Source organism: Streptacidiphilus cavernicola (genome assembly GCF_042510955.1).
In the GTDB taxonomy this organism is placed as follows: Bacteria; Actinomycetota; Actinomycetes; order Streptomycetales; family Streptomycetaceae; genus Streptacidiphilus; species Streptacidiphilus cavernicola.
On sequence record NZ_JBHFAB010000005.1, the window covers coordinates 312,857 to 337,122 of the forward strand.

The 24,266-nt window shown below is 70.6% G+C and carries 19 protein-coding genes, 1 tRNA gene and 1 pseudogene; 8 read left to right on the forward strand and 13 right to left on the reverse strand.

Features of this window, described 5'->3' with window-relative positions:
- Positions 1-40: 40 nt before the first annotated feature.
- From ACEZDE_RS09605 to ACEZDE_RS09615, 3 genes are all read right to left on the reverse strand, one after another.
- Positions 41-1,933, reverse strand: coding sequence for a phospholipase C (locus ACEZDE_RS09605; protein ID WP_380534522.1), 1,893 nt, complete (start codon positions 1,931-1,933; stop codon positions 41-43).
- Between the two features lie 146 nt (positions 1,934-2,079).
- The gene (gene efeB, locus ACEZDE_RS09610; protein ID WP_380534524.1) at positions 2,080-3,339 is read right to left on the reverse strand and encodes an iron uptake transporter deferrochelatase/peroxidase subunit; all 1,260 of its coding nucleotides are present in this window, start codon (positions 3,337-3,339) and stop codon (positions 2,080-2,082) included.
- Positions 3,336-4,565: an EfeM/EfeO family lipoprotein gene (locus tag ACEZDE_RS09615; RefSeq protein WP_380534525.1), complete on the reverse strand. Its 1,230-nt coding sequence runs from the start codon at positions 4,563-4,565 to the stop codon at positions 3,336-3,338. The genes efeB and ACEZDE_RS09615 overlap by 4 nt, the downstream gene beginning before the upstream one ends.
- 243 nt (positions 4,566-4,808) lie before the next feature.
- On the opposite strand from ACEZDE_RS09615, the gene pyk reads away from it, so the two are divergent.
- Positions 4,809-6,260, forward strand: coding sequence for a pyruvate kinase (gene pyk, locus ACEZDE_RS09620; RefSeq protein WP_380534526.1), 1,452 nt, complete (start codon positions 4,809-4,811; stop codon positions 6,258-6,260).
- A 70-nt stretch (positions 6,261-6,330) separates the two neighbouring features.
- Here the strand turns inward: pyk and ACEZDE_RS09625 are convergent, their stop codons facing one another.
- The gene (locus ACEZDE_RS09625) at positions 6,331-7,989 is read right to left on the reverse strand and encodes an APC family permease (protein ID WP_380534528.1); all 1,659 of its coding nucleotides are present in this window, start codon (positions 7,987-7,989) and stop codon (positions 6,331-6,333) included.
- 193 nt (positions 7,990-8,182) lie between these two features.
- Here ACEZDE_RS09625 and ACEZDE_RS09630 point away from each other — a divergent pair, with 193 nt between their 5' ends.
- Both ACEZDE_RS09630 and ACEZDE_RS09635 read left to right on the forward strand, forming a co-directional pair.
- Positions 8,183-8,605, forward strand: a complete 423-nt coding sequence (locus ACEZDE_RS09630) for a helix-turn-helix transcriptional regulator (protein WP_380534529.1) — start codon at positions 8,183-8,185, stop codon at positions 8,603-8,605.
- A gap of 5 nt (positions 8,606-8,610) precedes the next feature.
- Complete coding sequence (locus ACEZDE_RS09635; protein WP_380534531.1) at positions 8,611-9,024, forward strand: VOC family protein; 414 nt, start codon at positions 8,611-8,613, stop codon at positions 9,022-9,024.
- Positions 9,025-9,060: 36 nt separating this feature from the next.
- Here ACEZDE_RS09635 and ACEZDE_RS09640 read toward each other — a convergent pair.
- Positions 9,061-9,135, reverse strand: a tRNA-Leu gene (locus ACEZDE_RS09640).
- A 95-nt stretch (positions 9,136-9,230) separates the two neighbouring features.
- Here ACEZDE_RS09640 and ACEZDE_RS09645 point away from each other — a divergent pair.
- Positions 9,231-9,902, forward strand: a complete 672-nt coding sequence (locus ACEZDE_RS09645) for an ANTAR domain-containing response regulator (protein WP_380534533.1) — start codon at positions 9,231-9,233, stop codon at positions 9,900-9,902.
- Between the two features lie 59 nt (positions 9,903-9,961).
- Here ACEZDE_RS09645 and ACEZDE_RS09650 read toward each other — a convergent pair whose 3' ends face one another.
- The 7 genes from ACEZDE_RS09650 to ACEZDE_RS09680 all read right to left on the reverse strand — a co-directional run bounded on the left by ACEZDE_RS09650 (position 9,962) and on the right by ACEZDE_RS09680 (position 17,238).
- Positions 9,962-10,678, reverse strand: a complete 717-nt coding sequence (locus ACEZDE_RS09650) for an ABC transporter ATP-binding protein (protein ID WP_380534536.1) — start codon at positions 10,676-10,678, stop codon at positions 9,962-9,964.
- Positions 10,675-11,541, reverse strand: coding sequence for an ABC transporter ATP-binding protein (locus tag ACEZDE_RS09655; RefSeq protein ID WP_380534537.1), 867 nt, complete (start codon positions 11,539-11,541; stop codon positions 10,675-10,677). Before ACEZDE_RS09655 ends, ACEZDE_RS09650 begins: the two co-directional genes overlap by 4 nt.
- 5 nt (positions 11,542-11,546) lie before the next feature.
- On the reverse strand, positions 11,547-13,400 hold the full coding sequence (locus tag ACEZDE_RS09660) for a branched-chain amino acid ABC transporter permease (protein WP_380534539.1): 1,854 nt from the start codon (positions 13,398-13,400) through the stop codon (positions 11,547-11,549).
- Between the two features lie 5 nt (positions 13,401-13,405).
- Complete coding sequence (locus tag ACEZDE_RS09665; protein WP_380534540.1) at positions 13,406-14,335, reverse strand: branched-chain amino acid ABC transporter permease; 930 nt, start codon at positions 14,333-14,335, stop codon at positions 13,406-13,408.
- A gap of 137 nt (positions 14,336-14,472) precedes the next feature.
- The gene (locus tag ACEZDE_RS09670) at positions 14,473-15,708 is read right to left on the reverse strand and encodes a branched-chain amino acid ABC transporter substrate-binding protein (protein WP_380534542.1); all 1,236 of its coding nucleotides are present in this window, start codon (positions 15,706-15,708) and stop codon (positions 14,473-14,475) included.
- 243 nt (positions 15,709-15,951) lie between these two features.
- A complete protein-coding gene (locus ACEZDE_RS09675; RefSeq protein WP_380534544.1) occupies positions 15,952-16,683 on the reverse strand; it encodes a hypothetical protein in 732 nt (243 codons plus the stop codon).
- A gap of 90 nt (positions 16,684-16,773) precedes the next feature.
- Positions 16,774-17,238 (reverse strand): PaaI family thioesterase, encoded by a 465-nt coding sequence (locus ACEZDE_RS09680; protein WP_380534546.1) that lies wholly within the window; start codon positions 17,236-17,238, stop codon positions 16,774-16,776.
- Positions 17,239-17,385: 147 nt separating this feature from the next.
- On the opposite strand from ACEZDE_RS09680, the gene polA reads away from it, so the two are divergent.
- From polA to ACEZDE_RS09695, 3 genes and pseudogenes are all read left to right on the forward strand, one after another.
- Complete coding sequence (gene polA, locus ACEZDE_RS09685; RefSeq protein WP_380534548.1) at positions 17,386-20,136, forward strand: DNA polymerase I; 2,751 nt, start codon at positions 17,386-17,388, stop codon at positions 20,134-20,136.
- A 102-nt stretch (positions 20,137-20,238) separates the two neighbouring features.
- Entirely contained in the window at positions 20,239-20,373 is a 135-nt protein-coding gene (locus ACEZDE_RS09690) for an SPW_0924 family protein (protein ID WP_380534550.1), read from the forward strand.
- Between the two features lie 11 nt (positions 20,374-20,384).
- A pseudogene (locus ACEZDE_RS09695) lies at positions 20,385-21,242 on the forward strand (DUF3068 domain-containing protein); the annotation flags it as partial.
- A gap of 108 nt (positions 21,243-21,350) precedes the next feature.
- Here the strand turns inward: ACEZDE_RS09695 and ACEZDE_RS09700 are convergent.
- On the reverse strand, positions 21,351-22,247 hold the full coding sequence (locus tag ACEZDE_RS09700) for a class I SAM-dependent methyltransferase (protein WP_380534552.1): 897 nt from the start codon (positions 22,245-22,247) through the stop codon (positions 21,351-21,353).
- A 333-nt stretch (positions 22,248-22,580) separates the two neighbouring features.
- Here ACEZDE_RS09700 and rpsA point away from each other — a divergent pair, with 333 nt between their 5' ends.
- Positions 22,581-24,098 (forward strand): 30S ribosomal protein S1, encoded by a 1,518-nt coding sequence (rpsA, locus tag ACEZDE_RS09705; RefSeq protein WP_380534553.1) that lies wholly within the window; start codon positions 22,581-22,583, stop codon positions 24,096-24,098.
- Positions 24,099-24,266: the final 168 nt, after the last annotated feature.

Consider the following 24,266-nt stretch of genomic DNA (forward strand, 5'->3'; position numbering starts at 1 on the left):
CGCGCACGCGGGAGGGCCCGGACGCTCGGCGTCCGGGCCCTCAGTGGTGCCTGTGCCGTGCCGACGAGGAGGAGGCGTTCGCGCGGCGGCGGTTGCGCCGCGAGACCGTGAAGCCGGTGCCCAGCGCGGCCAGCGCGGCTGCGCCGAGACCGGCCGACAGCAGCGCCGAGGAGCCGGTGCCCGAGGTGGAGGCGGCGATGTCGCCCACCGCGAAGCTGGCCGGGGTGTCCCGGTCGTCACGGTGGCTGATCTTCTTGACCGAGGCCACCGAGCCGTTGGCGTTCAGCAGCACCTGCTCGTTGTTCGGGCAGCGGAAGTCGAAGGCCGAGTCCAGCGAGCCCGAGGTCGCGTCGAACGACCCGTCGCCGACCTTCTTGGTCTTCCAGTTCTGCTCGATGAACGAGGTGATCGAGGACTGGGTGGTGAAGGTGTGGTCGATCTGGTTGCTCTTGGCGTACGGCGAGACGACCAGCAGCGGCTGGCGCGGGCCGGGGCCGCAGCGGTCGGCGTAGCCCTTCAGCGGGGCGGTGTGCTTGTTGGCCGCGGCGGCGATGCAGGAGGCCGCGTCCATGCCGGCCGCGGTGTCGGCGGAGCCGTTGGTGGGCGCGTGGTAGACGTGGTCGTACCAGCCGTCGGAGTCGTCGTACGCGATCACGACCGCGGTCGAGGACCACTCCGGCGACTTCTCCAGCGCGTTGATCTGCTTGATCAGGAAGTTCTGCTCGTCGGTCGGGTCGGAGTAGCCGGCGTGGCCGTCCTGGTACTCGGCGGCCTTGAGGAAGCTGACGGCCGGGAGCTTGTCCGCGGCGACGGCCTGGTCGAAGTACGACAGGTCGTAGTTGTGGTTCGCCGGGCCCGCGTGGCCGATCTCGTTCAGGCTGGTCGGCAGCACGTGGTGCGGGTTGGCGGTCGACTTGTAGTACGCGAACGGGTTGTGGTGCGCGCTGTAGTCGACCGAGGCCGCGCCGCCGATGTTGGCGTGGGTGGTCCCGAGGCAGGAGGCGTAGGTGCCGGCCTTGCCGGTGTACGCGGTGCTCGGGCTGAAGCCGCCCTGGAACCAGCCCCAGGTCACGTTCTTGGCGTTGAGCAGGTCGCCGATGTTCTGGCCCTTGAGCTCCGCCAGCGCGCTGGTGCTGGTGTGCGAGTTGTCCGCGCAGTCGTCGTACGCCGGGTCCGGGTCGCCGGTGACCGTGCCGACGCCCTTGGCGTCCGGCGAGTGCACCGTGTAGGTGTCCGGGGTGGCGGTCTGCACCGGGTCGGTGGTGCTGCCGGTGCCGCTGACCGAGATCACGCCGTGGGTCTGGCCGGAGATCACGTTGAGCGCACCGGGGGTCGACGGACCGTAGGTGTCGCTGAACGAGTTGTCGGCCAGCACGCCGTGCTGCGCGTAGTTCCACAGCGCCGTCACGGTGTTGCCGTCGTAGTAGTCCATGCCCAGGCCGGGGGCCGCGTACAGGCCGCCGGAGCAGGTGTCGGTGTCGGTGTGCTGGACGAACAGGTCCGCCTTGCCACCGTTGTAGGAGAGCTGCTCCGGGCCGTAGTTGTGGTTCTGGTCGCAGGTCAGCGCCTGCGAGGAGGAGAGCCGCTGCGGCGCGTAGAGGTTCGGGTTCTTCTTCAGCAGGCCTGAGTTGACCAGGTTGTTCACATTCTTCGGGGTGCTCTTGGCGGCGTGGAACGGGGTGCCGTCCGTGTTCGCCGCCTGCGGGTAGGTCCCGAAGTAGTGGTCGAACGAGACGTTCTCGTCGTAGATCACCACCAGGTGCTTGATCGGGGTCGCCGTCTTCACGTGGACCGGGGGAGCCGGACGGTGGTGCCCGCCGCCGTCCCGTGCCCACGCCGGGGAGGTCCCGGCCGCCGCCACCAGTGCCGCAGCACCCGCCAGGGCCGCCAGACGGGCGCCCCGCCTACCGCTACTACCAGCCACTATCGCCATTCGAGGTCCCTCCACAGGACGCAAAGTCCGCACACTGTCGTCCCGCATCCTTCGCCGTACGCGCGACCGCCCGCGTGCCGCAGGATGACGGCCGGATGAACGCCGTGTGAGAAAAAAGCTCATCAGCGCGCGTAGATGAGCCGCCCTCAGCTCAGCAGGCCGCGGCCGAGCCAGTCCTCGGCGCTGCGGACCCCCGGCAGCACGAAGAAGTACCCGCCGCCGAACGGGGTGATGTAGTCCACCAGCGGTTCGCCCGCCAGCTTCTGCTGCACGGCGATGAACTGACGGTCCAGATCCTGCTGGAAGGCGCAGAACACCAGCCCCATGTCGAGGTTGCCGTTGCCGTCGGTGCCCCGGTCGTAGTTGAAGCCGCGGCGCAGCATCCGCAGCTTGTCGGTCCCGGCCGTGCGCGGGTTCGCCAGCCGGATGTGACTGTCCATCGGGATCACGTCGCCGGTCGGGTCGGCCGCGTAGCGCGGGGCGTCGGTCTCCACCCGGCCGTCCAGCGGCGCGCCGGAGGCCTTGGCCCGGCCGAACATCCGCTCCTGCTCGTTCAGCGAGACCCGGTCCCAGAACTCCACCAGCATCCGGATCAGCCGCACCGCCAGGTACGACCCGTCCACCGCCCAGGCGGGCTCGCCCGCACCCGGGCCGACCCAGACCACCTGGTCCATCGCCCGGGTGTCGGCGGTGTCCGGGTTGGCCGTGCCGTCCCGGAAGCCGAGCAGGTTGCGCGGGGTCCCGGCCGGCCGCGGCGGGGAGGAGAAGCCGTCGATCCGCCAGCGCACCTGCATCCCGCCGCGGGTGTGCTGGGCCAGGTCGCGCAGCGCGTGCGCGACCGTGTCGGCGTTGTCCGCGCCGAGTTGCAGCAGCAGGTCGCCCTGGCACTGGGCCGGGTCCAGGTCGTCGTCGGGGAACGACTCCATCGGCTTCAGCCGTAGCGGCTTCCGCGCGGCCAGACCGAACCGGCCGTCGAACAGCGAGGAGCCCACCGCCAGCGTCGCGGTCAGCCCGTCCGTCGGCACCACCGGGCCGAGCACCCCGGAGTCCGACGGCGGCGCGCTGATCCCCAGCGGCTCCGGCACCCCGCCCGCGGTCAGGAACCGCAGCCGCTCGGTCAGAGTCCGGAACAGACCGGTCAGCCCTGCCCGGTCGGCGGCGGTCACATCGAACGCGACAAAGGCCGCGCAGCGCTGCTTCGGCGTCAGCACCCCGGACTGGTGCACCCCCTCGAACGGGTACGCGCTGTCACCGGCGCTGTCCCCGGTACCCGCGCCGGCGCCGAGGGCCGGTGTCGCGCCCGCCGCGCCCGCCGTCCCGGCCACCGCAGCCGCCGTGGTCAGCGCCGCCGCGCCCCGCAGCACCGAACGCCGACCCACACCCGCACCCGCACCGCTGTCCGTCACGACGTCCTCCGCACATCACATACCGCCGCCACCGGCGCCAACTCGGTCACCAGCTCCCCGAACACCGCGTTCAGCCGCTCCCGGTCGCCGGTGGACAGCGACGCCAGCGGCACCCCGGCCGGCTTCCCCGCGCCCAGCGCCGTCAGCTCCGCCGAGGCCGCCGTCATCGCCGCGTCGATCCTCGGCAGCGCGGGCATCCGCGGCGCCAGCAGCGGGCGCAGCAGCTTCAGCGTCTCCGCGGTGCCCTGCAGATTCGCCTGCGCGGTGGCCAGGTTGGAGCCGCTGCCGTAGTCGGTGCGCGCGGTCAGCTCGAACTGGATGGTGTTCTCCACGATCTCGTGTGCCCGCAGCCCCAGGTCCAGCGGGTCCATCTGCTCCGACGCCCACTGCTTGCGCAGCGTCGCCACGTCCGCGGCCAGCTGCCCGGCAGCCGGCTTCAGCGCCGCCGCCGACTGGCCGTGCCACAGCCCGTACTCCAGCCGGTGGAAGCCGGTGAAGCCGGGGTCGGTCAGCCCGCCGGGCAGGCCCTTGGTGGTGCCGTTGATGCTGCCGTCCAGGTCCCCGAAGGTCCCGTAGGCGGCGCCGAGGCGCTCGTAGTCGAGGTGCGCCGGGAGCCAGGCGGCGCGGGCCGCGGCCAGGTCGCCGCGGTCCACCGCGGCCCTGAGCGCGTCCACCGCGGTGGCCAGGCCGGGCAACTGCCCGGCCACCCAGGCCTGGTAGGCGATCGTCGGCGGCTCCAGGTCGTGCTGGTTCACCGGCAGCACGGCGGGGGTGCCGGCCGTGCCGCCGCCGCTGACCCTCACCGTCGGCCCGTTCTCCGCCTCCACGTCCTGCGCCAGGCAGGTGAAGGAGTAGCTGCCGGCCGGCAGCCGTACCAGCAGCGGGCGGGAGCGGCCCGGGGCCAGGCCCTCGACCTCGCCCAGCACGGCCCCGCTCGCGGCGTCCTTCAGGTAGACGTCCTCGGCGCCGATGCCGGTGTCGCTGACGTCGAACACCTGCAGCCCCGGCTGCGGACGGGTCCAGCCGGCGCCGCAGCCGCCGGGCGCCACCGAGACCGCGGTGTGCGGCAGGCCGGGGTAGCCGTCGTCGGCGGTGGCGGCTGCCGCCGAGCCACCGCCCGTCCCGCTCCCGGCGGCCTCGACCCAGAACGCGGCCCCTCCGCCGCACACCGCGATCGCGGCCGCCGTCCCGACGACCACCCAGGGCCGTCCCAGCCTGCGAACCACGCCACCCACCTGCCCGACACCCGCACCGACAACGCCTCCGACCTGCGTCCGAGGCCTGATGTCAGACATCCTCAAGGAGAGCCCGGTGGTCCGGACAGACATCGCTCCCAGAGTTCCGCCGCCGTTCATCTGCGCGCAAAGGAGCGGATCGCACCGAAATGTTCAAGCAGAGGTCACGCAGCGGACATCTGACGACCCATGAGGGCTTCTTCACTACTCGCCGGTAAGACCTACGCTCGATCCATGCGCCGAGCAAAAATTGTCTGTACGCTAGGCCCCGCCACCGACTCGTACGACCAGATCAAGTCCCTGGTCGACGCCGGGATGGACGTGGCCCGCCTGAATCTCAGTCATGGCTCCTACGCCGAGCACGAGGAGCGTTACCACCGGGTCCGCAAGGCCGCCGACGAGGCGGGCCGCAGTGTCGGCATCCTCGTCGACCTGCAGGGTCCGAAGATCCGATTGGAAACCTTCGAGGAAGGACCGGTCCTGCTGGAGCGCGGTGACGAGTTCACCATCTCCACCGAGGACATCCCCGGCACCCGCCTCGCCTGCGGAACCACCTACAAGGGCCTGTGCGGTGACGTCACCCCGGGCGAACGCATCCTGATCGACGACGGCAGGGTCTGCCTGGAGGTCGTCGCCGTGGACGGCCCGCACGTCCGCTGCACCGTGGTCGAGGGCGGGATGGTGTCCGACCACAAGGGCATCAACCTCCCCGGAGTCGCCGTCAGTGTCCCCGCGCTCAGCGACAAGGACGTCGCCGACCTGCGCTGGGGACTTCGCATCGGAGCCGATGTCATCGCGCTCTCCTTCGTCCGCAGCGCCGCCGACATCACCGACGTGCACGCGGTGATGCGCCAGGAGGGACGTTTCGTCCCGGTCATCGCCAAGGTCGAGAAGCCGCAGGCGGTGGAGAACCTGGAGGGCATCGTCAACGCCTTCGACGGGGTCATGGTTGCCCGCGGCGACCTCGGCGTGGAGATGCCGCTGGAGCAGGTCCCGCTGGTGCAGAAGCGCGCCATCAAGCTCTGCCGCCGCAATGCCAAGCCGGTGATCGTGGCCACCCAGATGCTGGACTCCATGATCAGCGCCTCCCGGCCGACCCGGGCCGAGGCCTCCGACGTCGCCAACGCCGTCCTGGACGGCACCGACGCGGTGATGCTCTCCGGCGAGACCAGCGTCGGCAAGTACCCCTCCGAGACCGTCCGCACCATGGCCCGGATCATCTGCGCGGCCGAGGAGGACCTGATCGAGGGCGGGCTGCCGCCGCTCACCGAGAGCAACAAGCCGCGGACCCAGGGCGGGGCGGTCGCCCGCGCCGCCGCCGAGATCGGCGACTTCCTGGGCGCCCGGTACCTGGTCGCCTTCACCCAGTCCGGCGACACCGCCCGGCGGCTGTCCCGCTACCGCTCGCCGATCCCGGTGCTGGCCTTCACCTACGAGCCCGCAGTCCGCAGCCAGCTCTCGGTGAGCTGGGGCGTGGAGACCTTCATGGGCCCGCTGGTGGAGACCACCGACGAGATGATCGCCCAGGTCGACGCGGCGCTGCTGGCCATCGGCCGCTGCGAGCGCGGCGACATCGTGGTCATCACGGCCGGCTCCCCGCCCGGACTGGCCGGCTCCACCAACCTGGTCCGGGTGCACCACGTCGGCGAGGACGACAGCCCTTCCCCCGCCGCTCCCGCGCTCTGACCGCGACACCGACCGCGGGGCCCGCCCGGACGAACCGTCCGGGCGGGCCCCGCGGTCGTCGTACCGGAGGTCAGTGCCCGCCCGCGTCCACGACCTGGACCTCCTCGATGTTCCGCTCGATCACCTCGGACCTGAGCCCCACCGCGACCGCCCAGTAGTACACCGCCAGCGCGAACACCGTGATCACCCCGATGTCCCACCACAGCGGCAGGTTGTCCGCCGCGCCGCAGCCGGTCTTGGAACAGAAGCCGCCCTGCCAGGAGATCACGCCCATGCCGATCAGGTAGACCGGCAGCCACTGCGCCGCCCGCCAGTCCAGCTGCGGGGCGTTCGGCAGCCCCTTGCGGGTGGCGTACACGGCGTACGAGCCGAGCAGCGCGTATCCCAGCACGATGGCGACGCCCAGCCGCCACAGGGTGTCCCAGCCGGCCCAGTAGATGATCAGGCTGGCCACCACGAACGACAGCGGCGCGACCACCTGCCCGGCCGGCAGCCGGTACGGCCGCTCGCGGTCCGGCAGCCGGTTCCGCAGCACCCCGTAGGCCAGCGGCGCGCCCGCGTACATCAGCACGCTGGCCGAGGTGATGAAGCTGACCAGCTGCTGCCAGCTGGGGAACGGCAGGAAGCAGACCACGCCGGTGACGAAGGAGATGATCAGGCCGAACCAGGGCACTCCGCGCCGGTCGGTCGCCTCGAACAGCTGCGGGGCATAGCCGTTGCGGCTCAGCCCGTAGGAGATCCGGGAGGTGGAGGTGGTGTAGATCAGGCCGGTCCCGGCCGGGGAGATGATCGCGTCCAGGTAGAGGATCCAGGCCAGCCAGCCCAGCCCGATCACCGTCGCCAGCCCGGCGAACGGACCGCTGATGCCGGCGTAGGCCAGATTCGCCCAGCCGTGCGCGAAGGACGAGGCCGGCAGCGCGCCGATGAAGACGACCTGCAGCAGCAGGTAGATCAGCGCGCCGATGGCGACCGAGCCGAGCACCGCGCGGGGGATGTCCTTCTTGGGGTTGCGGCTCTCGCCGGAGAGCTGGATCGCCTGCTCGAAGCCCAGCAGCGCGAAGATGATCCCGCTGGTGCTGATCGCCGCCAGGATGCCCTTCGCCCCGAACGGCGCGAAGCCCTGCGAGGTGAAGTTGCCGCCGTGGAAGTGCCCGGCCGCCAGGACGAAGATCGCCAGCAGTGGGATCGCGATCTTCCACCAGGTCGCCGCGCTGTTGGTGCGCGCCAGCAGCCGCACCCCGAGGAAGTTCACCGCGACGAACACCGCCATCAGCACCAGCGCGACCACGAAGCCGGCCGCGGTGAGCGTCCCGTTGGCGTGCTGCAGGCCGTTGGCCCAGCTCCAGTGCCGGGCGTAGCCGATCATGGCCTCGACCTCGATCGGGGCCACGGTGGCCGCCTGCAGCCAGGAGAACCAGCCGAAGGACATCCCGGCCAGGCCGCCGAACGCGTAGTGCGGGTAGCGGGCGGTGCCGCCCGCGACCGGGAACATCCCGCCCAACTCGGCGTGCACCAGCGCCAGCAGCACGATCGCGACCGCGCCGATCCCCCAGGAGACGATCGCTGCGGGCCCGGCCACGACCACGGCCTCCTTGGCGCCGAACAGCCACCCCGAGCCGATGATCGACCCGACCGAGGCCCACATCAGCCCGATCAGCCCGATCTCCCGCCGGAGCGAACTCCCGGCGGGCGCCGGTGATTTCGACAACGTGTCTTCTGTGGTGGTCACGAGGGGCGCCGCCTTCATTCGCATTCGTTCATGCCGACTCTGAATAGATACGTTCTTCCGGGTACTCCCACACCCATGACGTGCGGAGTTCGTGAACGCTCACCCGCCTGCCCGCTGTTCGGAAATGCATTCCCCCGGAATTCCGCCGGGCGGCCGGTTTCGCGATCCCGACCCGGTCGGGCATCCTGGGGGCATGGACAGGGCGGATCTGGTGCGGCTGCGGCGCGCCCGCGACCGGATGGACCGCGACTACGCCCGCCCGCTGGACGTCCCGGCGCTCGCCCGCGAGGCGCTGATGTCGCCGGGCCACTTCTCCCGCAGCTTCCGGACGGCCTTCGGCGAGACCCCGTACGCCTATCTGATGACCCGCCGGATCGAGCGCGCGCAGGCGCTGTTGCGCCGGGGCGACCTCTCGGTGACCGAGGTCTGCATGGCGGTCGGCTGTTCCTCGCTGGGGTCGTTCAGCTCGCGTTTCACCCAACTGGTGGGGGAGACCCCGAGCGCCTACCGGGCCCGCGGCCACGCCGACCTGTCGGCGCTGCCGGCCTGCGTCGCGAAAGCGGTCACCCGGCCGGTCAGGAAAGCGGCCGGGCCGACCGGTCCTGCCGTAGCGTGACCGGTATGGACATCAAACTCTCGCACACCTTCCTCGCGGTCGACGACCACGACAAGGCCGTCGCGTTCTACCGCGACGTGCTCGGCCTGGAGGTCCGCAACGACGTCGGCTACGAGAAGATGCGCTGGGTCACCATCGGCTCGCCGTCCCAGCCCGAGGTCGACATCGTGCTCGAACCGCCGGCCGCCAATCCCAACATGTCGCCGGACGACCGCAGCGCCGTGGCCGACCTGATGGCCAAGGGCGTCTACGGGCGGGTGGTGTTCTGGACCGACGACTGCGACGCGACCTTCGACCGGGTGCACCGGGCCGGCGCGGACGTGGTCCAGGAGCCGACCGACCAGCCGTACGGGGTGCGGGACTGCGCCTTCCGCGATCCGGCCGGCAATGAGGTCAGATTCAACCAGGCGAAGAACTGAAGCCCTGCGGGCTAGCGCCTTTGAATCGAAGGAAAGTGCCCCGAGTCGGATTCGAACCGACACTGTATGGGTTTTGAATCCATTGCCTACTGCCAATTGGGCTACCGGGGCCTGCAAAAGGAAGGTTGAGCCCTCCCCTCTGTGTCACCAACATACCGTGTCTGGGTAGGCTCGTGCACGTACCCCCCGCGTCAACGAGGAGCACCGTGACCGCCGCCGACGAGCAGCATGAGCAGCATGTCCCGCCGACGACTACCCGTGTGGTCATCGCGGAGGACGAGGCGCTGATCCGCCTTGACCTCAAGGAGATGCTGGAGGAAGAGGGCTACACCGTCGTCGGCGAGGCCGGGGACGGGGCCGAGGCCGTGAAGCTGGCCACCGAGCTGCGGCCCGACCTGGTGATCCTTGACGTGAAGATGCCGATCCTGGACGGCCTCTCCGCCGCCGAGCAGATCCACGAGGCGCACATCGCGCCGACCCTGATGCTGACCGCCTTCTCCCAGCGCGAGCTGGTGGACCGGGCCAGGGACGCCGGGGCGATGGCCTACATCGTGAAGCCGTTCAACAAGAGCGACCTGGTCCCGGCCATCGAGATGGCCGTCTCCCGCTACAGCGAGATCCGCGCGCTGGAGTCGGAGATCGCCGACCTGAGCCTCCGGCTGGACACCCGCAAGCTGGTGGACCGCGCCAAGAGCGTGCTGCAGACCAAGTTCGGGCTGACCGAGCCGGCCGCGTTCCGCTGGATCCAGAAGACCTCGATGGACCGCCGGATGACCATGAAGGCCGTGGCCGAGGCGGTCATCGAGGAAGGCGCGGCGCAGGACGCCAAGAAGAAGGGCGCCCCGGCCGGACCGGCCGAGCCCGCCGCCGAGGCGTAGCAGCGCGAACGACGGAGGGCCGCCCCCCGACCGGGGGCGGCCCTCCGTCGTTCCGCGGGTCAGTCCTCGCCGAGGTAGGCCTTGCGGACCGACTCGTCGGTGAGCAGTTCGGAGCCGGGTCCGGAGAGCACGATCCGGCCGACCTCCATCACGTGCCCGGTGTCCGCCAGCGACAGCGCGGCCTGGGCGTTCTGCTCGACCAGCAGGATGGTGGTGCCCTGGCTGCGGAGTTCGACGATGGTCGCCATGATCTTCTGCATCATGATCGGCGACAGGCCCATCGACGGTTCGTCCAGCATCAGCAGCTTGGGGCGGGACATCAGCGCCCGGCCCATCGCCAGCATCTGCTGCTCGCCGCCGGAGAACAGCCCGGCGGCCTGCTTCCGGCGCTCCCCGAGGATCGGGAAGATGTCGTAGGCGCGGTTGACGTCGGCCTGGATGCCGTCCTTGTCCTTGCGCAGGAAGGCGCCGAGGAGCAGGTTCTCCTCGACCGTCATCCGGGGGAAGATGTGCCGGCCCTCGGGGGAGTGCGCGATCCCGAGTTCGACGATCTGGTGCGCGGGGACGTGGGCCAGCGGCTTGCCCTCGAAGGTGATGCTGCCGCTGAGCGGGGGGTGCAGTCCGGAGATGGTGCGCAGGGTGGTGGTCTTGCCGGCGCCGTTGGTGCCGATCAGGGTGACGACCTGTCCGGCTTCGATGCTGAAGGAGATCCCCTTCACGGCCTCGATCTTGCCGTAGGCGACGCGGAGGTCCTCCACTTCGAGAAGGGCGGTCACGTCTGGTCCTCCTCTTCGATGGTGCCGGTGCTGTCGGATGCGGGGGCGTCGGCCTCGTAGGGGGTGCCGAGGTAGGCGGCGATGACGCGCTCGTCGGCCTGGACGACCGCCGAGCTGCCCTCCACCAGCTTCTGTCCCTGGACCAGGACGGCGACGCGGTCGCACAGGTTGAAGATGAACCGCATGTCGTGCTCGATCACCAGGATGGCGATGCCCTGGTCCCGGATGGCGAAGACCAGTTCCTCGGTGGCCCGGGTCTCCTGCGGGTTCATCCCGGCGGTCGGCTCGTCCAGCAGCAGCAGGCCGGGGTCGCTGGCCAGGGCGCGGGCGATCTCCAGCTTGCGCTGCTCCCCGTAGGGGAGGTTGCGGGCCAGGTGCTCGGCCTTGTGCTCCAGGCCGATGAAGCGGAGCAGCTCCATCGCCCGGTCGCGGGCCTCGCGTTCGGCCCGGTGGTAGCCGGGGCCGCGGATCAGCGCGGAGATCAGGCCCTCGCGGGTGCGGGTGTGCCGCCCCACGATGACGTTCTCGACCACCGTCATGTTCTTGAACAGCCGGATGTTCTGGAAGGTGCGGGCCACTCCGGCGTCGGTGACCTTGTAGGGCTTGGGCGGAAGCACCTTGCCCTGGTAGCTGACGGTGCCTTCGGTGGGCACGTACAGGCCGGTCAGGCAGTTGAAGAAGGTGGTCTTGCCGGCCCCGTTGGGGCCGATCAGGCCGATGATCTCGCCGGTGTTGACGGTGAGGTCGATGTTGTTGACGGCGGTCAGGCCGCCGAACCGCATCACCACGCCCTTGGCCTCCAGCAGCGGGGTGCCGGGGGCGGCCGAGGGGGCGGGGGTGGTCTCGGTGGGGCTGGTGGTCATGGTGGTCACGCCCCTGCTTCGCTGAGGCCGCCGGTGACGGGGCGGGGTTGGACGGCTTCGACGTCGGCGAGGCTCTCGTTCTCGTCGTCCTCGTGGAACTCCAGCTTGTTCCGCTTGTTGGGGATGATCCCCTCGGGGCGGAAGCGCATCAGCAGGATCAGTGCGATGCCGAACAGCAGGAGTTGGTACTTGCCCAGGAACTCCAGCTTGTAGGGGATCAGGAACAGCAGCGTGGAGCCGAGGATCGGCCCGCTGACCGTGCCCATGCCGCCCAGGACGACGGCCGCGACCAGGAAGGCCGAGTTCGGCGGGACCGAGTAGGAGAACTGGTACGGGTCCGGGGTGACGCTGAACAGCACGTGCGCCCAGACCAGCCCGGCCAGCCCGGCCAGCGAGGCGCCGAGGGTGAAGGCGAGCAGCTTGAAGCGGAAGCCGTTGATGCCCATGGCCAGCGCGGCGGTCTCGTCCTCGCGGATGGCGACCCAGGCCCGGCCGATCCGGGAGCCCGCGGCCCGGATGAAGACGATCACGGTGATCGCCAGGAACAGCAGCATCAGCCAGTAGTAGTTGGAGAACCGGCCGATGCTGTGTCCCAGCACGGTGTGCGAGTCGCCGAGGTTGATGCCGAAGAACTCGATGTCGGGGATGTTGGGGATGCCGTTGGGGCCGCCGGTGAGCTTGGGCCCGGCGGTGCCGTCCATGTTGTTGACCGCGATCCGGAAGATCTCGCCGAAGCCCAGGGTGACGATGGCGAGGTAGTCGCCGCGCAGCCGCAGTGTCGGCGCGCCGATGATCAGTCCGGCCACGGCTGCCACCGCGGCGCCGCACAGGGCGGCGGCCCACCAGGGGAAGACCACGTGGAAGCGGGCGGTGGCGGCGCCGGAGACCAGGGCGGCGGTGTAGGCGCCGACGCCGAGGAAGGCGACGTACCCCAGGTCGAGCAGGCCGGTCAGGCCGACCACGACGTTCAGGCCCAGCGCGACCGCGCCGAAGACCAGGATGTTGGTCCCGATGCTGGAGTACTGGTCGGTGCTCTGGGTGAACGGGAAGGCCGCCGCGGTGATGAGCGCGCCGACGCCGACGGTGATCCCGTTGCGGCCGATGATCTGGGTGAGCCGCTCGTTGGCTCCGGAGCGGATCACCCCCCAGGCGATGAAGCCCGCGATGATCAGGAAACCGACGAAGATCTCGGCGTAGGCGGTGTCCACCCCGTACGCGAAGACTTCCAGTGCCGCGACCAGGACCACGATGATGATCAGCGTGTCGGCCCAGCGGGGCAGCGGCTTGGCAGGCCTGACGTCGGGTCGGGCGCCGAGGTAGTTGCGCAGCCTGTGCAGTGCGGTGGTGGCGCTGTCGACCAGGGGGTTGCCGCTGGTGCGGGCCGTTGCCTGGTGCGCGGCGCCGGTCTGCGGCAGCCCCAGGGCGCCGACCACGGCCAGCAGGGTGCCGAGGCCCGCGATCCAGGCGCCGGGGTTCCAGTTGGCGACGCCGCCGAGTTCGGAGGCGATCGCGATGATGGTGAACCAGGTGGTGGCGAAGGTGCCGAGGGCCAGCACCAGCAGGGCGGCGTTGGCGCCGGCCGGGGCCAGCCAGCGGGTGCCCCGCACGCCGTAGCCGGCGAGCACGTAGAGCAGCGTCACGATCGCGCCGACCAGGGTCAGCACCTGCAGCCCGCCCGGGTTGCCGTCGATGGTGAGGTCGCCGGGGAAGGCCGAGGTCCAGGTCCAGGACAGGAAGGTGGAGACGACCGCGGCCAGCGAGCCCGCCGCGGTCAGGCCGAGCGCCAGGCCCGGCGGCAGCGGTACGGCGCGGCGGGCGGCGGCAGTGGTGCCGGCGGATGTCTGCGAAAGAGTGGTCATCGGTGTCACGCCCTGTCCGCGACGCGTTCGCCCAGCAGGCCCTGGGGGCGCAGCAGGAGGATGAGGATGAGCAGGACGAAGGCCCAGACGTTGTCCCAGGCGCCGCCGCCGAGCTGCTGCATACCGGGCACGTTCTGGATGTACGCGGTGGTGAGCGCCTCGGCCAGGCCCAGCACGATGCCGCCGAGCATGGCGCCGTAGATGTTGCCGATGCCGCCGAGGACGGCCGCGGTGAAGGCCTTGAGGCCGTCGCTGTAGCCCATCTGGTAGTCGATCTGGCCGTAGCGCAGCCCGTGCGCCATACCGGCCACCGCGGCGAACGCGGCGCCGACGGCGAAGGCGACCACGATGATGCGGTCGGTGTTGATGCCCATCAGCTTCGCGGTGTCCGGGTCCTGGGCGGTGGCCTGCATGCCGCGCCCGGTCCTGGTGCGACCGACGAAGGTTCCGAGTATGACCATGGACACCGGCGCGGCCAGCAGGATGAAGATGTCCGCGGGCTCGATCGTGACCGAGCCGATGTGGTAGGGGCCGCCCGGGAGTTGCGGGAAGGTCCGGGGGTTGGTGGCGTTGGGGTACCAGGCCCAGATGGCCTGCTGCAGCGCCAGCGAGAGCCCGATCGCGGTGATCAGTGGCGCCAGTTTCGGCGCGTTGCGCAGTGGCCGGTAGGCGAAGCGCTCGGCCAGCATGGAGACCAGGACGGAGGCCAGGATGCCGCCGAGGAGCATCAGCGGCAGTGCCACCCAGATGCTCAGGCTGTGGGGAAGGTTGAGGTACACGGTCAGCGCGCCGAAGCCGCCGATCATGTAGATCTCACCGTGGGCGAAGTTGATGAGCTGGACGATGCCGTAGACCATCGTGTAGCCGATTGCGATCAGTCCGTAGAGCGAACCGAGAATCAGGCCGTTGACCAGCTGTTGCGGCAGTTCGTGCACCGCGTGGCCTCCGTGGGTGTCGCCGGGTGTGCCGTTGCGGTGTCGCCCGGGTGTGTTGGGTGCGGGGCGGGGGCTCCGCGAGGTGTGCAGAGCCCCCGCTGGTTGCGTCCGGCTGGTGCTGGTGCTGCGGGGAGCCGTCAGCCGGTGAAGGTGCCGGTCTTGGCCGCCACCCAGGCGCCGTTCTTGACCTCGTACACGGTGAGCTGCTTGTTGGTGGCGTCGCCGTACTGGTCGAAGGAGACCGTGCCGGTCACGCCGGAGAAGCTGACCTTGGACATGGCGTCCTCGATGGCCTGCCGCGGGTTGGCCGGGAGCTTGCCGTTGTTGGCCGCCGCGACGGCCTTGACCGCCTCGATGATCGCCCAGGCGCTGTCGTAGGAGTAGCCGCCGTACGCCGCGTAGGGGGAGGAGTACTTGGCCGCGTCGTAGTTGGCGATGAAGGTCTTGGCCGAGTCGAGGGTCTCGACCGGGGCGCCGACCGAGGTCGCGAAGTCGCCGTTGGCCTTGCCGTTGGCGGCGGCGATGTAGGCCGGGTCGTAGATGCCGTCGCCGCCGATCAGCGGGATGTTGTCGCCGGCCGACTTGAGCTGGCCGCTGAGCGGGCCCGCCTCGGGGTACTGGCCGCCGTAGTAGACCAGGTCGGCGCCGGAGGCCTTGATCTTGGAGACCAGGGCGGAGAAGTCCTTGGTGCCGTCGGTGACGTGGTCCTGCCCGGCCACGGTGCCGCCGAGGGTCTTGAACTCGCCCTCGAACGTGCCGACCAGGCCGACGCCGTAGGTGAGCTGGTCGTCGACCAGGAAGACCTTCTTCTTGCCGAGCGTGCTGTACGCGTACTGGGCCGCGAAGGGGCCCTGGATGGCGTCGGTGGTGGCGGTGCGGAAGTAGGACTTGAAGGGGCGGACCTTCGTGCCCTTCGCCCAGTCCGGGCCCTGGGTGAGGCTCGGGTTGGTGTTGGCGGGCGAGACCTCGACCAGGTTGGCGTTGTCGAAGACCTTCTGCATCGACTGGGCGACGCTGGAGTTCAGCGGGCCGACGACGCCGACCACGCTGGGGTCGGCGACCAGCTTGGCCGCGTTCTGCTGGCCGGAGGAGGGCTGGGCCTGGTCGTCGAGGGGCTCGATCTTGAAGGTGACGCCGGGCACCTCCTTGGTCTTGTTCGCGGTGTTGACCGCGAGGTCGACCGAGTTCTTGATGCCCTGGCCCAGCGCGGTCAGTGAACCGGTGAGCGGTGCGTCCACGCCGATGGTGACCGTGGTGTTGGCCGCCGCCGAGGAGCCGCTGCCGGAGGACCCTCCGCGGGAACCGCAGGCGGTGAGGCTGAGGGCGCCGGTGACGGCAAGAGTGGTTGCGATGAGCAGAGAACGGTTTCGCACGTTCAGTCCTTTCCTCTGGGCGAGGGTCGAACCGCGCGCAGGCCCCGACCTGTCGATCCGATGGCGCGGTGACTGGCCGTGACTTTAGGCCCCCATCAGCGGATTGGGCAGAGTTAACACGCCTTGTGTGATGTTCTTGTTATGACCTGAGGAAAACTTGAGGCTTGATCCGGACACCCTCCGACGGGGTGTTCGAAGCCCCGAACGTGCTTGAGCGGCACACGAGTTTGGTCGATGAGCAGGTCAGGGCACTGCCGGGGCCGATCGGGCAGCAGAATTGCCCGAAGGGGCCGCGGCCGGGGGACACGCCTTCAGGATTGCGGCGCGCAGATCCCGCGCGTACGCCGTCCCGAGAATTTCGCTTTGCGTCTGTATTGCGCGCGCGTTACTCAACGTTACGTCGATGAATGGCAGGACATCGGCTCGGGGCGTCAGCGAACAGTCCCGCACCGTCATTTGCACCCACACCGGCTGGGGCCGCCCCGGGAAGAGCCGCAGCGGGAGCAGCTGGGCGGTGGTCACGTCGACGCCCCGGTACGGCTGGGCGACCTGGAGCAGGGTCATCGTCGCGTCGCTGGTGTCGGTGACCGCGAGCCGGACCGTGAACCGGGCCGGGCCGCCGGTCGCGTCCAGGCCGGCGTAGTGCACCTCGACGGCCTGGCCGGGGAACGGCACCAGCGGCGGCACGGGGGTGCTGCCGCTCGGGTGCGGCAGCAGCGTCGCGCCCCAGAGCAGGCCCAGCGCCAGCCCGGCGGCGGCCAGCAGGCCGAGTCTTCGGCGGCGCTTGCCGAGGCGGTCCCACCAGGCCCGCAGCCGGCGCTCCAGGGACAGCCCGCGCGCCTCGACCACGGCGGTCGGCGGCGGCCCGAGGTAGTCCGGGTGGCCCGCCTCGCCGGGGGTCTGCACCGGTCCGACTGCCCCGGTCCGCGGTCCGACCGCCCCGGTCCGCCGGTCCGCCTCCTGGCTGCCGGGCATCGTCCCACCCCCTCTCCGCTGGGGCCAGCGATGCCCGGCCCGCGCGGGGGCGAAACCCCCCGCGCCGGACCGGTTTCCGGTCGTGTGCGATCAGGTGTCGCGCAGCATGCAGGTCAGTCGGCAGCTGGTGATCCTGCGCCCCTGGTCGTCGGTGATCGCGACCTCGTAGGTGGCCGCGGTACGGCCCCGGAACACCGCGGTGGCGACGCCGGTGACCAGACCCGAGGTGGCCGAGCGATGGTGCGTGGCGTTGAGGTCCACGCCGACCGCGTACCGCCCGGGACCGGCGTGCAGCATCGCGCCGATCGAGCCCAGGGTCTCCGCCAGCGCCGCCGACGCGCCGCCGTGCAGCAGCCCGTACGGCTGCCGCGCGCCCTCGACCGGCATGGTGCCGACGACACGTTCGGGTGACGCCTCGACGATCCGGATGCCCAGCCGCTCGCCCAGCTCGCCGCCGGAGAAGGTGGCGGGTTCCACGCCCAGCTTGGCGAAGTGGTCGATCACGTCCTGGGGGACGTTGAGGGTGGGGCCGGGCTCGGGCTTCGGCTCGGACATGGTGCTCCTGACGTCGGTGTCGCGGGGGAAGCGGCGGACAGCTGTGATCGTACGACCCGGGCTCAAGGTGTCATGGGGGACGGTGTCAGTGGCGGGCCATAGGATTTCGTCCGGCAGTGAAACGAGGCAGCGGAAGCGGTGGCAGTCATGGCGAGCAGGACCGGCAACAGCGGCAAGGGGGCGCGGCCCCGGCTGCTGCTCCTCGACGGCCACTCGATGGCCTACCGGGCCTTCTACGCGTTCCCCGCGGAGAACTTCGCCACCTCGACCGGCCAGCCCACCAACGCGGTCTACGGCTTCGCGTCGATGCTCGCCAACATCCTGCGGGACGAGGCCCCCACCCACTTCGCGGTGGCCTTCGACGTCTCCAGGAAGACCTTCAGGGCCGGGATCTACCCCGAGTACAAGGCGACCCGCTCGGCCTCCCCCGAGGAGTTCCGCGGCCAGGTCGAGCTGGTCGGCGAGCTGCTGGACGCGATGCGGGTGCCGCACCTGCGCTCGGCCGAGTACGAGGCCGACGACATCATCGCGACCCTGGCCACCCGCGCCGCCGCCGAGGGCTTCGAGGTGCTGATCCTCACCGGCGACCGGGACGCGCTGCAGCTGGTCGGCCCGGACGTCACCGTCCTCTACCCGACCAAGGGCGTCTCCGAGATGACCCGCTACACCCCCGAGAAGGTGTTCGAGAAGTACGGCGTCACCCCGGCCCAGTACCCGGACCTGGCCGCGCTGCGCGGCGACCCGTCCGACAACCTGCCCGGCATCCCCGGCGTCGGCGAGAAGACCGCCGCCAAGTGGATCTCCCAGTACGGCTCCTTCGCCGCGCTGGTGGAGCAGGCCGACGAGGTCAAGGGCAAGATCGGCGAGAAGCTGCGGGCCGGGCTGGACGCGGTGAAGCTCAACCGCGAGCTGACCGAGCTGATCCGGGACGTGGAACTGCCGCTGGGCGTCGGCGACCTGGGCCGTCGGCCGTACGACCACGACGCGACCGTGCTGCTGCTGGACACCCTGGAGTTCCGCAACCAGGCGCTGCGGGACCGGCTGTTCGCGGCCGACCCCGGCGCCGAGGACGCCGGGCCGAGCGCCGCCCCGGCCGCTCCCGGTATCGAGGTGGTCGGCGAACTGCTCTCCGCCGAGGGCGCGTTGGCAGCCTGGCTGGCCGAGCACGCGGCTGGCGCCGCCCGGACCGGCCTGGCCGCCGACTACGCCTGGGCGCTCGGCGAGGGCCGGGTCACCGCGGTGGCGCTGGCGGTCCAGGACGGCCCGGCCGCCTGGCTGGACCCGACCGCGCTGGGCGAGGCCGACGAGCAGGCCTTCGCAGCCTGGCTGGCCGACCCGGAGCGGCCCAAGGCGCTGCACATCGCCAAGCAGGTGATCCGGGCCTTCGCCGAGCACGGCTGGCCGATCGAGGGCGTGGTCGCGGACAGCGCCCTGGCCGCCTACCTGGAGAAGCCCGGCCGCCGCACCTACGGCCTGGACGTCCTGGCCGAGGAGTACCTGGGCCGCCAGCTCGGCACCGCGACCACCGCCGACAGCGGCCAGCTCGCCTTCGGCGAGGACGCCTCGGACGCCGACGACGCCGCCCTGGCCGCCGCCCAGCTGCTGATGGTGCACGCCCGCACGGTGCTGGACCTGGCCGAGGCGTTCGAGCCGCGGCTGGCCAAGGACGGCGCGCTGGACCTGATGCGGGACGTCGAGCTGCCGATCGCCGCGCTGCTGGCCCGGATGGAGCGCTCCGGCATCGCCGCCGACCGGGAGTGGCTCTCCCAGCTGGAGATCCAGTTCGGCGCGGCCGTGCAGCAGGCGGTGAAGGAGGCCCACCACGCGGTCGGGCACGAGTTCAACCTCGGCTCCCCGAAGCAGCTGCAGGAGATCCTCTTCACCGAGCTGGGCCTGCCCAGGACCAAGAAGATCAAGACCGGCTTCACCACCGACGCCGACGCGCTGACCTGGCTGGCCGCGCAGACCGAGCACGAGCTGCCGGTGCTGCTGCTCCGGCACCGGGACCAGACCCGGCTGCGCAGCACGGTCGAGGGCCTGATCAAGACCGTCGCCCCGGACGGCCGGATCCACACCACCTTCAACCAGATGGTCGCCGCGACCGGCCGGCTCTCCTCCACCGAGCCCAACCTGCAGAACATCCCGGTCCGCACCGAGGAGGGCCGGATGATCCGCCGGGCCTTCATCGTCGGCGAGGGCTACCAGGAGCTGCTGACCGCCGACTACAGCCAGATCGAGCTGCGGATCATGGCCCACCTGTCCGAGGACGCGGCCCTGCTCGCCGCCTTCGACAGCGGCGAGGACCTGCACACCACGGTCGGCTCCCAGGTCTTCTCGGTCGAACCGGCCGCGGTGGACGCGGAGATGCGCCGCAAGATCAAGGCGATGTCGTACGGGCTGGCCTACGGCCTGTCCGCGTTCGGCCTGTCCCAGCAGCTGAACATCGCCACCGGCGAGGCGCAGCGGCTGATGGACACCTACTTCGAGCGCTTCGGCGGGGTCCGCGACTACCTGCGCCGGGTGGTGGACGAGGCCAGGAACACCGGCTACACCGAGACCGTGCTCGGCCGCCGCCGCTACCTCCCGGACCTGACCAGCGACAACCGGCAGCGCCGGGAGATGGCCGAGCGGATGGCGCTGAACGCGCCGATCCAGGGCTCGGCCGCGGACATCGTCAAGATCGCGATGCTGAACGTCGACCGGGCGCTGACCGCGGCCGGGCTCGGCTCGCGGATGCTGCTCCAGGTGCACGACGAGATCGTGCTCGAAGTCGCCAAGGGCGAGCGCAAGAAGGTCGAGGAGCTGGTCCGCCGGGAGATGGCGGGCGCGTACCCGCTGCGCGCCCCGCTGGACGTCTCGGTCGGCTGCGGCCGGGACTGGGAGACCGCGGCGCACTGACCTCCGGAATAGCCTTTCTGACGATCCGTCAGTAGAACCTGTTCTCATTTCGCCGCCCCCGCGTTACCGTGCGGGGCGGCGGAACGAGGGAGGTGGTGGCCGGTGCGCACGGTGATGGCTGCGGTGCTGGGGGCGGTGCTCGCGCTGGGGGTCGCCCTGGCCCTGGTCCCGCTCGCCCACCAGGGCGGCGCGACCTCCCCCAAGCCCCTGCTGACCAGCGCCCCGGCGCATCCCTAGGGGGCCGGGCCATGCATCGGAGGAGCGCACTCGCACTGGTCGCCCTGGCAAGCCTGCTGGCCGTCCTCGGCCCGCTGCTGCACTGGTACGACTACCCGCGGGTGGTCGAGGTCCCAGCCAACGAGTACCAGACCGTGGTGCTGCAGGCGAAGGACGCCACCCTGATCGACTACGGCACGCTGACCGGCGTCCCGCACCAGACCGTCACCATCGTGGAGACCCTCAAGGGCGACAGCGCCGCAGCCGCCGCCGAGAAGAAGCGCACCGGACGCGACGTCGTGGTCTGGGACGCGCTGTCCTACGTGCTGGGCACCAGCGGGAAGATGATCTCGGTGATCCCCGAGGTCTACGTCTTCGACGCGCACACCCAGGAGCCGGTGCACTGCTGCGGCGAGAGCGTCGACGGCGACCCGGTGACCCGTACCGGGATCGAGTACAAGTTCCCGTTCGACACCCAGCCGCGCGACTACCTCTACTACGACCCGCAGACCCGCAGCTCCGCGCCGATCCGCTACACCGGCACCGAGACCTACCGGGGGATGCGGGTCTACCGGTTCGAGGAGACCGTCCCGTGGACCGAGGTCCCGTTCCCGAAGACGATGCCGGCCGGGATCGAGGGGCTGACCCCGGCCAGTATCGCCGCCTCCGGCCTGCAGCGCTGGTACACCACCGTGCGCACGTTCCTGGTCGACCCGGCCACCGGGGCGCCGGTCGACGGCGAGGAGCAGCACCGCGAGCAACTGCGCTTCCCGGCGAGCGCCCACAAGGCCCCGGTCACCATCTTCAACGGCGACGTGAAGATCCGCGGCGACTACCTCGACGCCACCGCCGCCCAGGTCAAGGGACAGCGGCAGCTGGTGCTGCTGCTCAGTACCTACCTGCCCTGGGGCCTGCCGGCGCTGGCGGTGCTGCTGCTGGGCGCCGCCCTGCTGCTGGAGTGGCGCAGCCGACGGCGTCCGGACGGGGCGCCGCCCGGGTCAGTCCCTGACCCCGACGAAGATCGCGGTGCCCGGCAGGTGCCGGCCGCGGAGCGGGCTCCAGCCGCCCCACTCCTGCGTGAGCCCGTCCGGCCACTCCGGCTCGACCAGGTCGACCAGCCGGAACCCGGCTGACACCAGCTCCCGCACCCGGTCGCCCAGGGTGCGGTGGTGCTCGACGTAGACGGCGTTGCCGTCGTCGTCCTGCTCCACGTAGGGGGTGCGGTCGAAGTAGGAGGACAGCGCGGTCAGCCCCTCCGGGCCCGGCTCGTCGGGGAAGGCCCAGCGGATCGGATGGGTGACCGAGAAGACCCAGCGCCCGCCGGGCCGCAGCACCCGGTGCACCTCGCGCATCAGCCGCAGCGTGTCCGCCGCGAACGGCACCGCGCCGTAGGCGGAGCAGGCCAGGTCGAAGCTGCCGTCGGCGAACGGCAGCACCGTGGCGTCGGCCTGGACCAGCGGGACCGGCCGGGCGCCGAGGCCCTGGTCGATCCGCAGCGAGTGCTGCAGCTGGCGGTGCGACAGGTCCAGCGCGACCGGCCTGGCGCCCTGCGCGGCGAGCCAGCGGGAGCACTGGGCGGCGCCCGCGCCGATCTCCAGCACGTCCCGTCCGCGCAGTTCGGCCGGGTCGCCGAGGAGCCGCGCCTGCTCCTCGTCCAGGCCCTCGGGGCACCAGGTGAAGCGGGCGTCGCCGAGGAAGGAGCCGTGCTCGTCCTGGTACTCGTCGGCGTTGCGGTCCCACCAGTGGCGGTTGGCGCTGCTGCTCTCGGCGGTCCCGGCGGTGCGGCGGACGGCTTCGGCGTCGTCGGCGGCGGGGCCGGGGCCGTCGTCGGGGTCGGCCGGACGGCCCGGCGGCGGAGTCTGTGCGGTCGGTGTGGGTGCGGTGTGCTCGGTCATCTCAGCCGTAGCGTAGCCTTGGTCCCGTAGCGTCGGGCGTCGCCGAAAGGGTCGCCGCGTATATGCCGGATCCGCCTGGTTCTTCCGGGTTCGGGTGGGGCTCTCCCGCCCTGCGGCATACCGCATTGACCGTGCATGGCTGGGCCCGTATGCTACAAGTTGCGCTGCGGACCTGCGCGCCTCGGACGGAGCAGGTCGCGCTCGCATCTGTTGAAGACCCACAGAATTCAGAGCTCTCGGGCTTTGCCCTGTCTCGTCTTCGGTGGAGCGATCACGGGTTCCCGGCGTAGTAGTACCTACGACTTCATGTCCGTATCCGGAGCCCCCTTCCTAATGACGACCAGTAGCACCGAGGCCCGTACCACCCCGCAGGTGGCGGTCAACGACATCGGCGACGCAGACGCTTTCCTCGCGGCGATCGACGAGACCATCAAGTACTTCAACGATGGCGACATCGTCGAGGGCATCATCGTGAAGGTCGACCGTGACGAGGTCCTCCTCGACATCGGTTACAAGACCGAGGGCGTCATCCCCTCCCGCGAGTTGTCCATCAAGCACGACGTCGATCCGCACGACGTCGTCAAGGTCGGCGACAACATCGAGGCCCTGGTTCTCCAGAAGGAGGACAAGGAGGGTCGTCTCATCCTGTCCAAGAAGCGGGCTCAGTACGAGCGCGCCTGGGGCACGATCGAGAAGATCAAGGAAGAGGACGGCATCGTCACCGGTACCGTCATCGAGGTCGTCAAGGGTGGTCTCATCCTCGACATCGGCCTCCGTGGCTTCCTGCCGGCCTCGCTGGTCGAGATGCGTCGTGTCCGCGACCTCCAGCCCTACGTGGGCAAGGAGCTCGAGGCCAAGATCATCGAGCTGGACAAGAACCGCAACAACGTGGTCCTGTCCCGCCGTGCCTGGCTGGAGCAGACGCAGAGCGAGGTCCGTCAGACCTTCCTCACCACCCTGCAGAAGGGCCAGGTGCGCTCCGGCGTCGTCTCCTCCATCGTCAACTTCGGTGCCTTCGTGGACCTGGGCGGCGTCGACGGCCTGGTGCACGTCTCCGAGCTGTCCTGGAAGCACATCGACCACCCGTCCGAGGTCGTCGAGGTCGGCCAGGAGGTCACCGTCGAGGTCCTCGACGTGGACATGGACCGCGAGCGCGTCTCCCTGTCGCTGAAGGCGACCCAGGAGGACCCGTGGCAGCAGTTCGCCCGGACCCACCAGATCGGCCAGGTCGTCCCCGGCAAGGTCACCAAGCTGGTTCCGTTCGGCGCGTTCGTGCGCGTGGACGAGGGCATCGAGGGCCTGGTCCACATCTCCGAGCTGGCCGAGCGCCACGTGGAGATCCCGGAGCAGGTCGTCCAGGTCGGCGACGAGATCTTCGTCAAGGTCATCGACATCGACCTGGAGCGTCGTCGGATCAGCCTCTCGCTGAAGCAGGCCAACGAGTCGCTCGGCGCCGACCCGGCGACGGTCGAGTTCGACCCGACCCTCTACGGCATGGCGGCGTCCTACGACGACGCGGGCAACTACATCTACCCGGAGGGCTTCGACCCCGAGGCGAACGACTGGCTGCCCGGCTTCGAGAAGCAGCGTGAGACCTGGGAGACCCAGTACGCCGAGGCGCAGCAGCGCTTCGAGCAGCACCAGGCCCAGGTCATCAAGAGCCGCGAGGCCGACGCCGAGGCCGCTGCGGCGGGCGAGGGCGCGGCTCCCGAGGCCGGTGCCGCTAGCGCCGGTGCGGGTGCCATCTCCGGTGGCTCGTACTCCTCCAGCAGCGACGAGACCTCGGGCGCCCTGGCGACCGACGAGGCCCTCGCCGCGCTCCGCGAGAAGCTCGCGGGCGGCCAGAGCTGAGCGCAGTGCGCTGAGCAGTAGCTGCTAGCTGAAGGACCCCTGACCGGTCACCCGGGCGGGGGTCCTTTCGCATGCACGACCTCGGGGGCGCGGGGAACTGCGTGGCCGGCCGGTCACGGAGGTGCATGGTTGGCGGCGCTACTTCGACAACCTGCCGCGCGCCCTGGT

Bases quoted from the DNA above. Each gene is read 5' to 3' on its own strand.
- ACEZDE_RS09605 (WP_380534522.1), bottom strand. From the start codon at position 1,933: ATGGCGATAGTGGCTGGTAGTAGCGGTAGGCGGGGCGCCCGTCTGGCG.
- pyk (WP_380534526.1), top strand. From the start codon at position 4,809: ATGCGCCGAGCAAAAATTGTCTGTACGCTAGGCCCCGCCACCGACTCG.
- ACEZDE_RS09630 (WP_380534529.1), top strand. From the start codon at position 8,183: ATGGACAGGGCGGATCTGGTGCGGCTGCGGCGCGCCCGCGACCGGATG.
- ACEZDE_RS09635 (WP_380534531.1), top strand. From the start codon at position 8,611: ATGGACATCAAACTCTCGCACACCTTCCTCGCGGTCGACGACCACGAC.
- ACEZDE_RS09655 (WP_380534537.1), bottom strand. From the start codon at position 11,541: ATGACCACCAGCCCCACCGAGACCACCCCCGCCCCCTCGGCCGCCCCC.
- ACEZDE_RS09660 (WP_380534539.1), bottom strand. From the start codon at position 13,400: ATGACCACTCTTTCGCAGACATCCGCCGGCACCACTGCCGCCGCCCGC.
- ACEZDE_RS09675 (WP_380534544.1), bottom strand. From the start codon at position 16,683: ATGCCCGGCAGCCAGGAGGCGGACCGGCGGACCGGGGCGGTCGGACCG.
- ACEZDE_RS09680 (WP_380534546.1), bottom strand. From the start codon at position 17,238: ATGTCCGAGCCGAAGCCCGAGCCCGGCCCCACCCTCAACGTCCCCCAG.
- polA (WP_380534548.1), top strand. From the start codon at position 17,386: ATGGCGAGCAGGACCGGCAACAGCGGCAAGGGGGCGCGGCCCCGGCTG.
- ACEZDE_RS09700 (WP_380534552.1), bottom strand. From the start codon at position 22,247: ATGACCGAGCACACCGCACCCACACCGACCGCACAGACTCCGCCGCCG.
- rpsA (WP_380534553.1), top strand. From the start codon at position 22,581: ATGACGACCAGTAGCACCGAGGCCCGTACCACCCCGCAGGTGGCGGTC.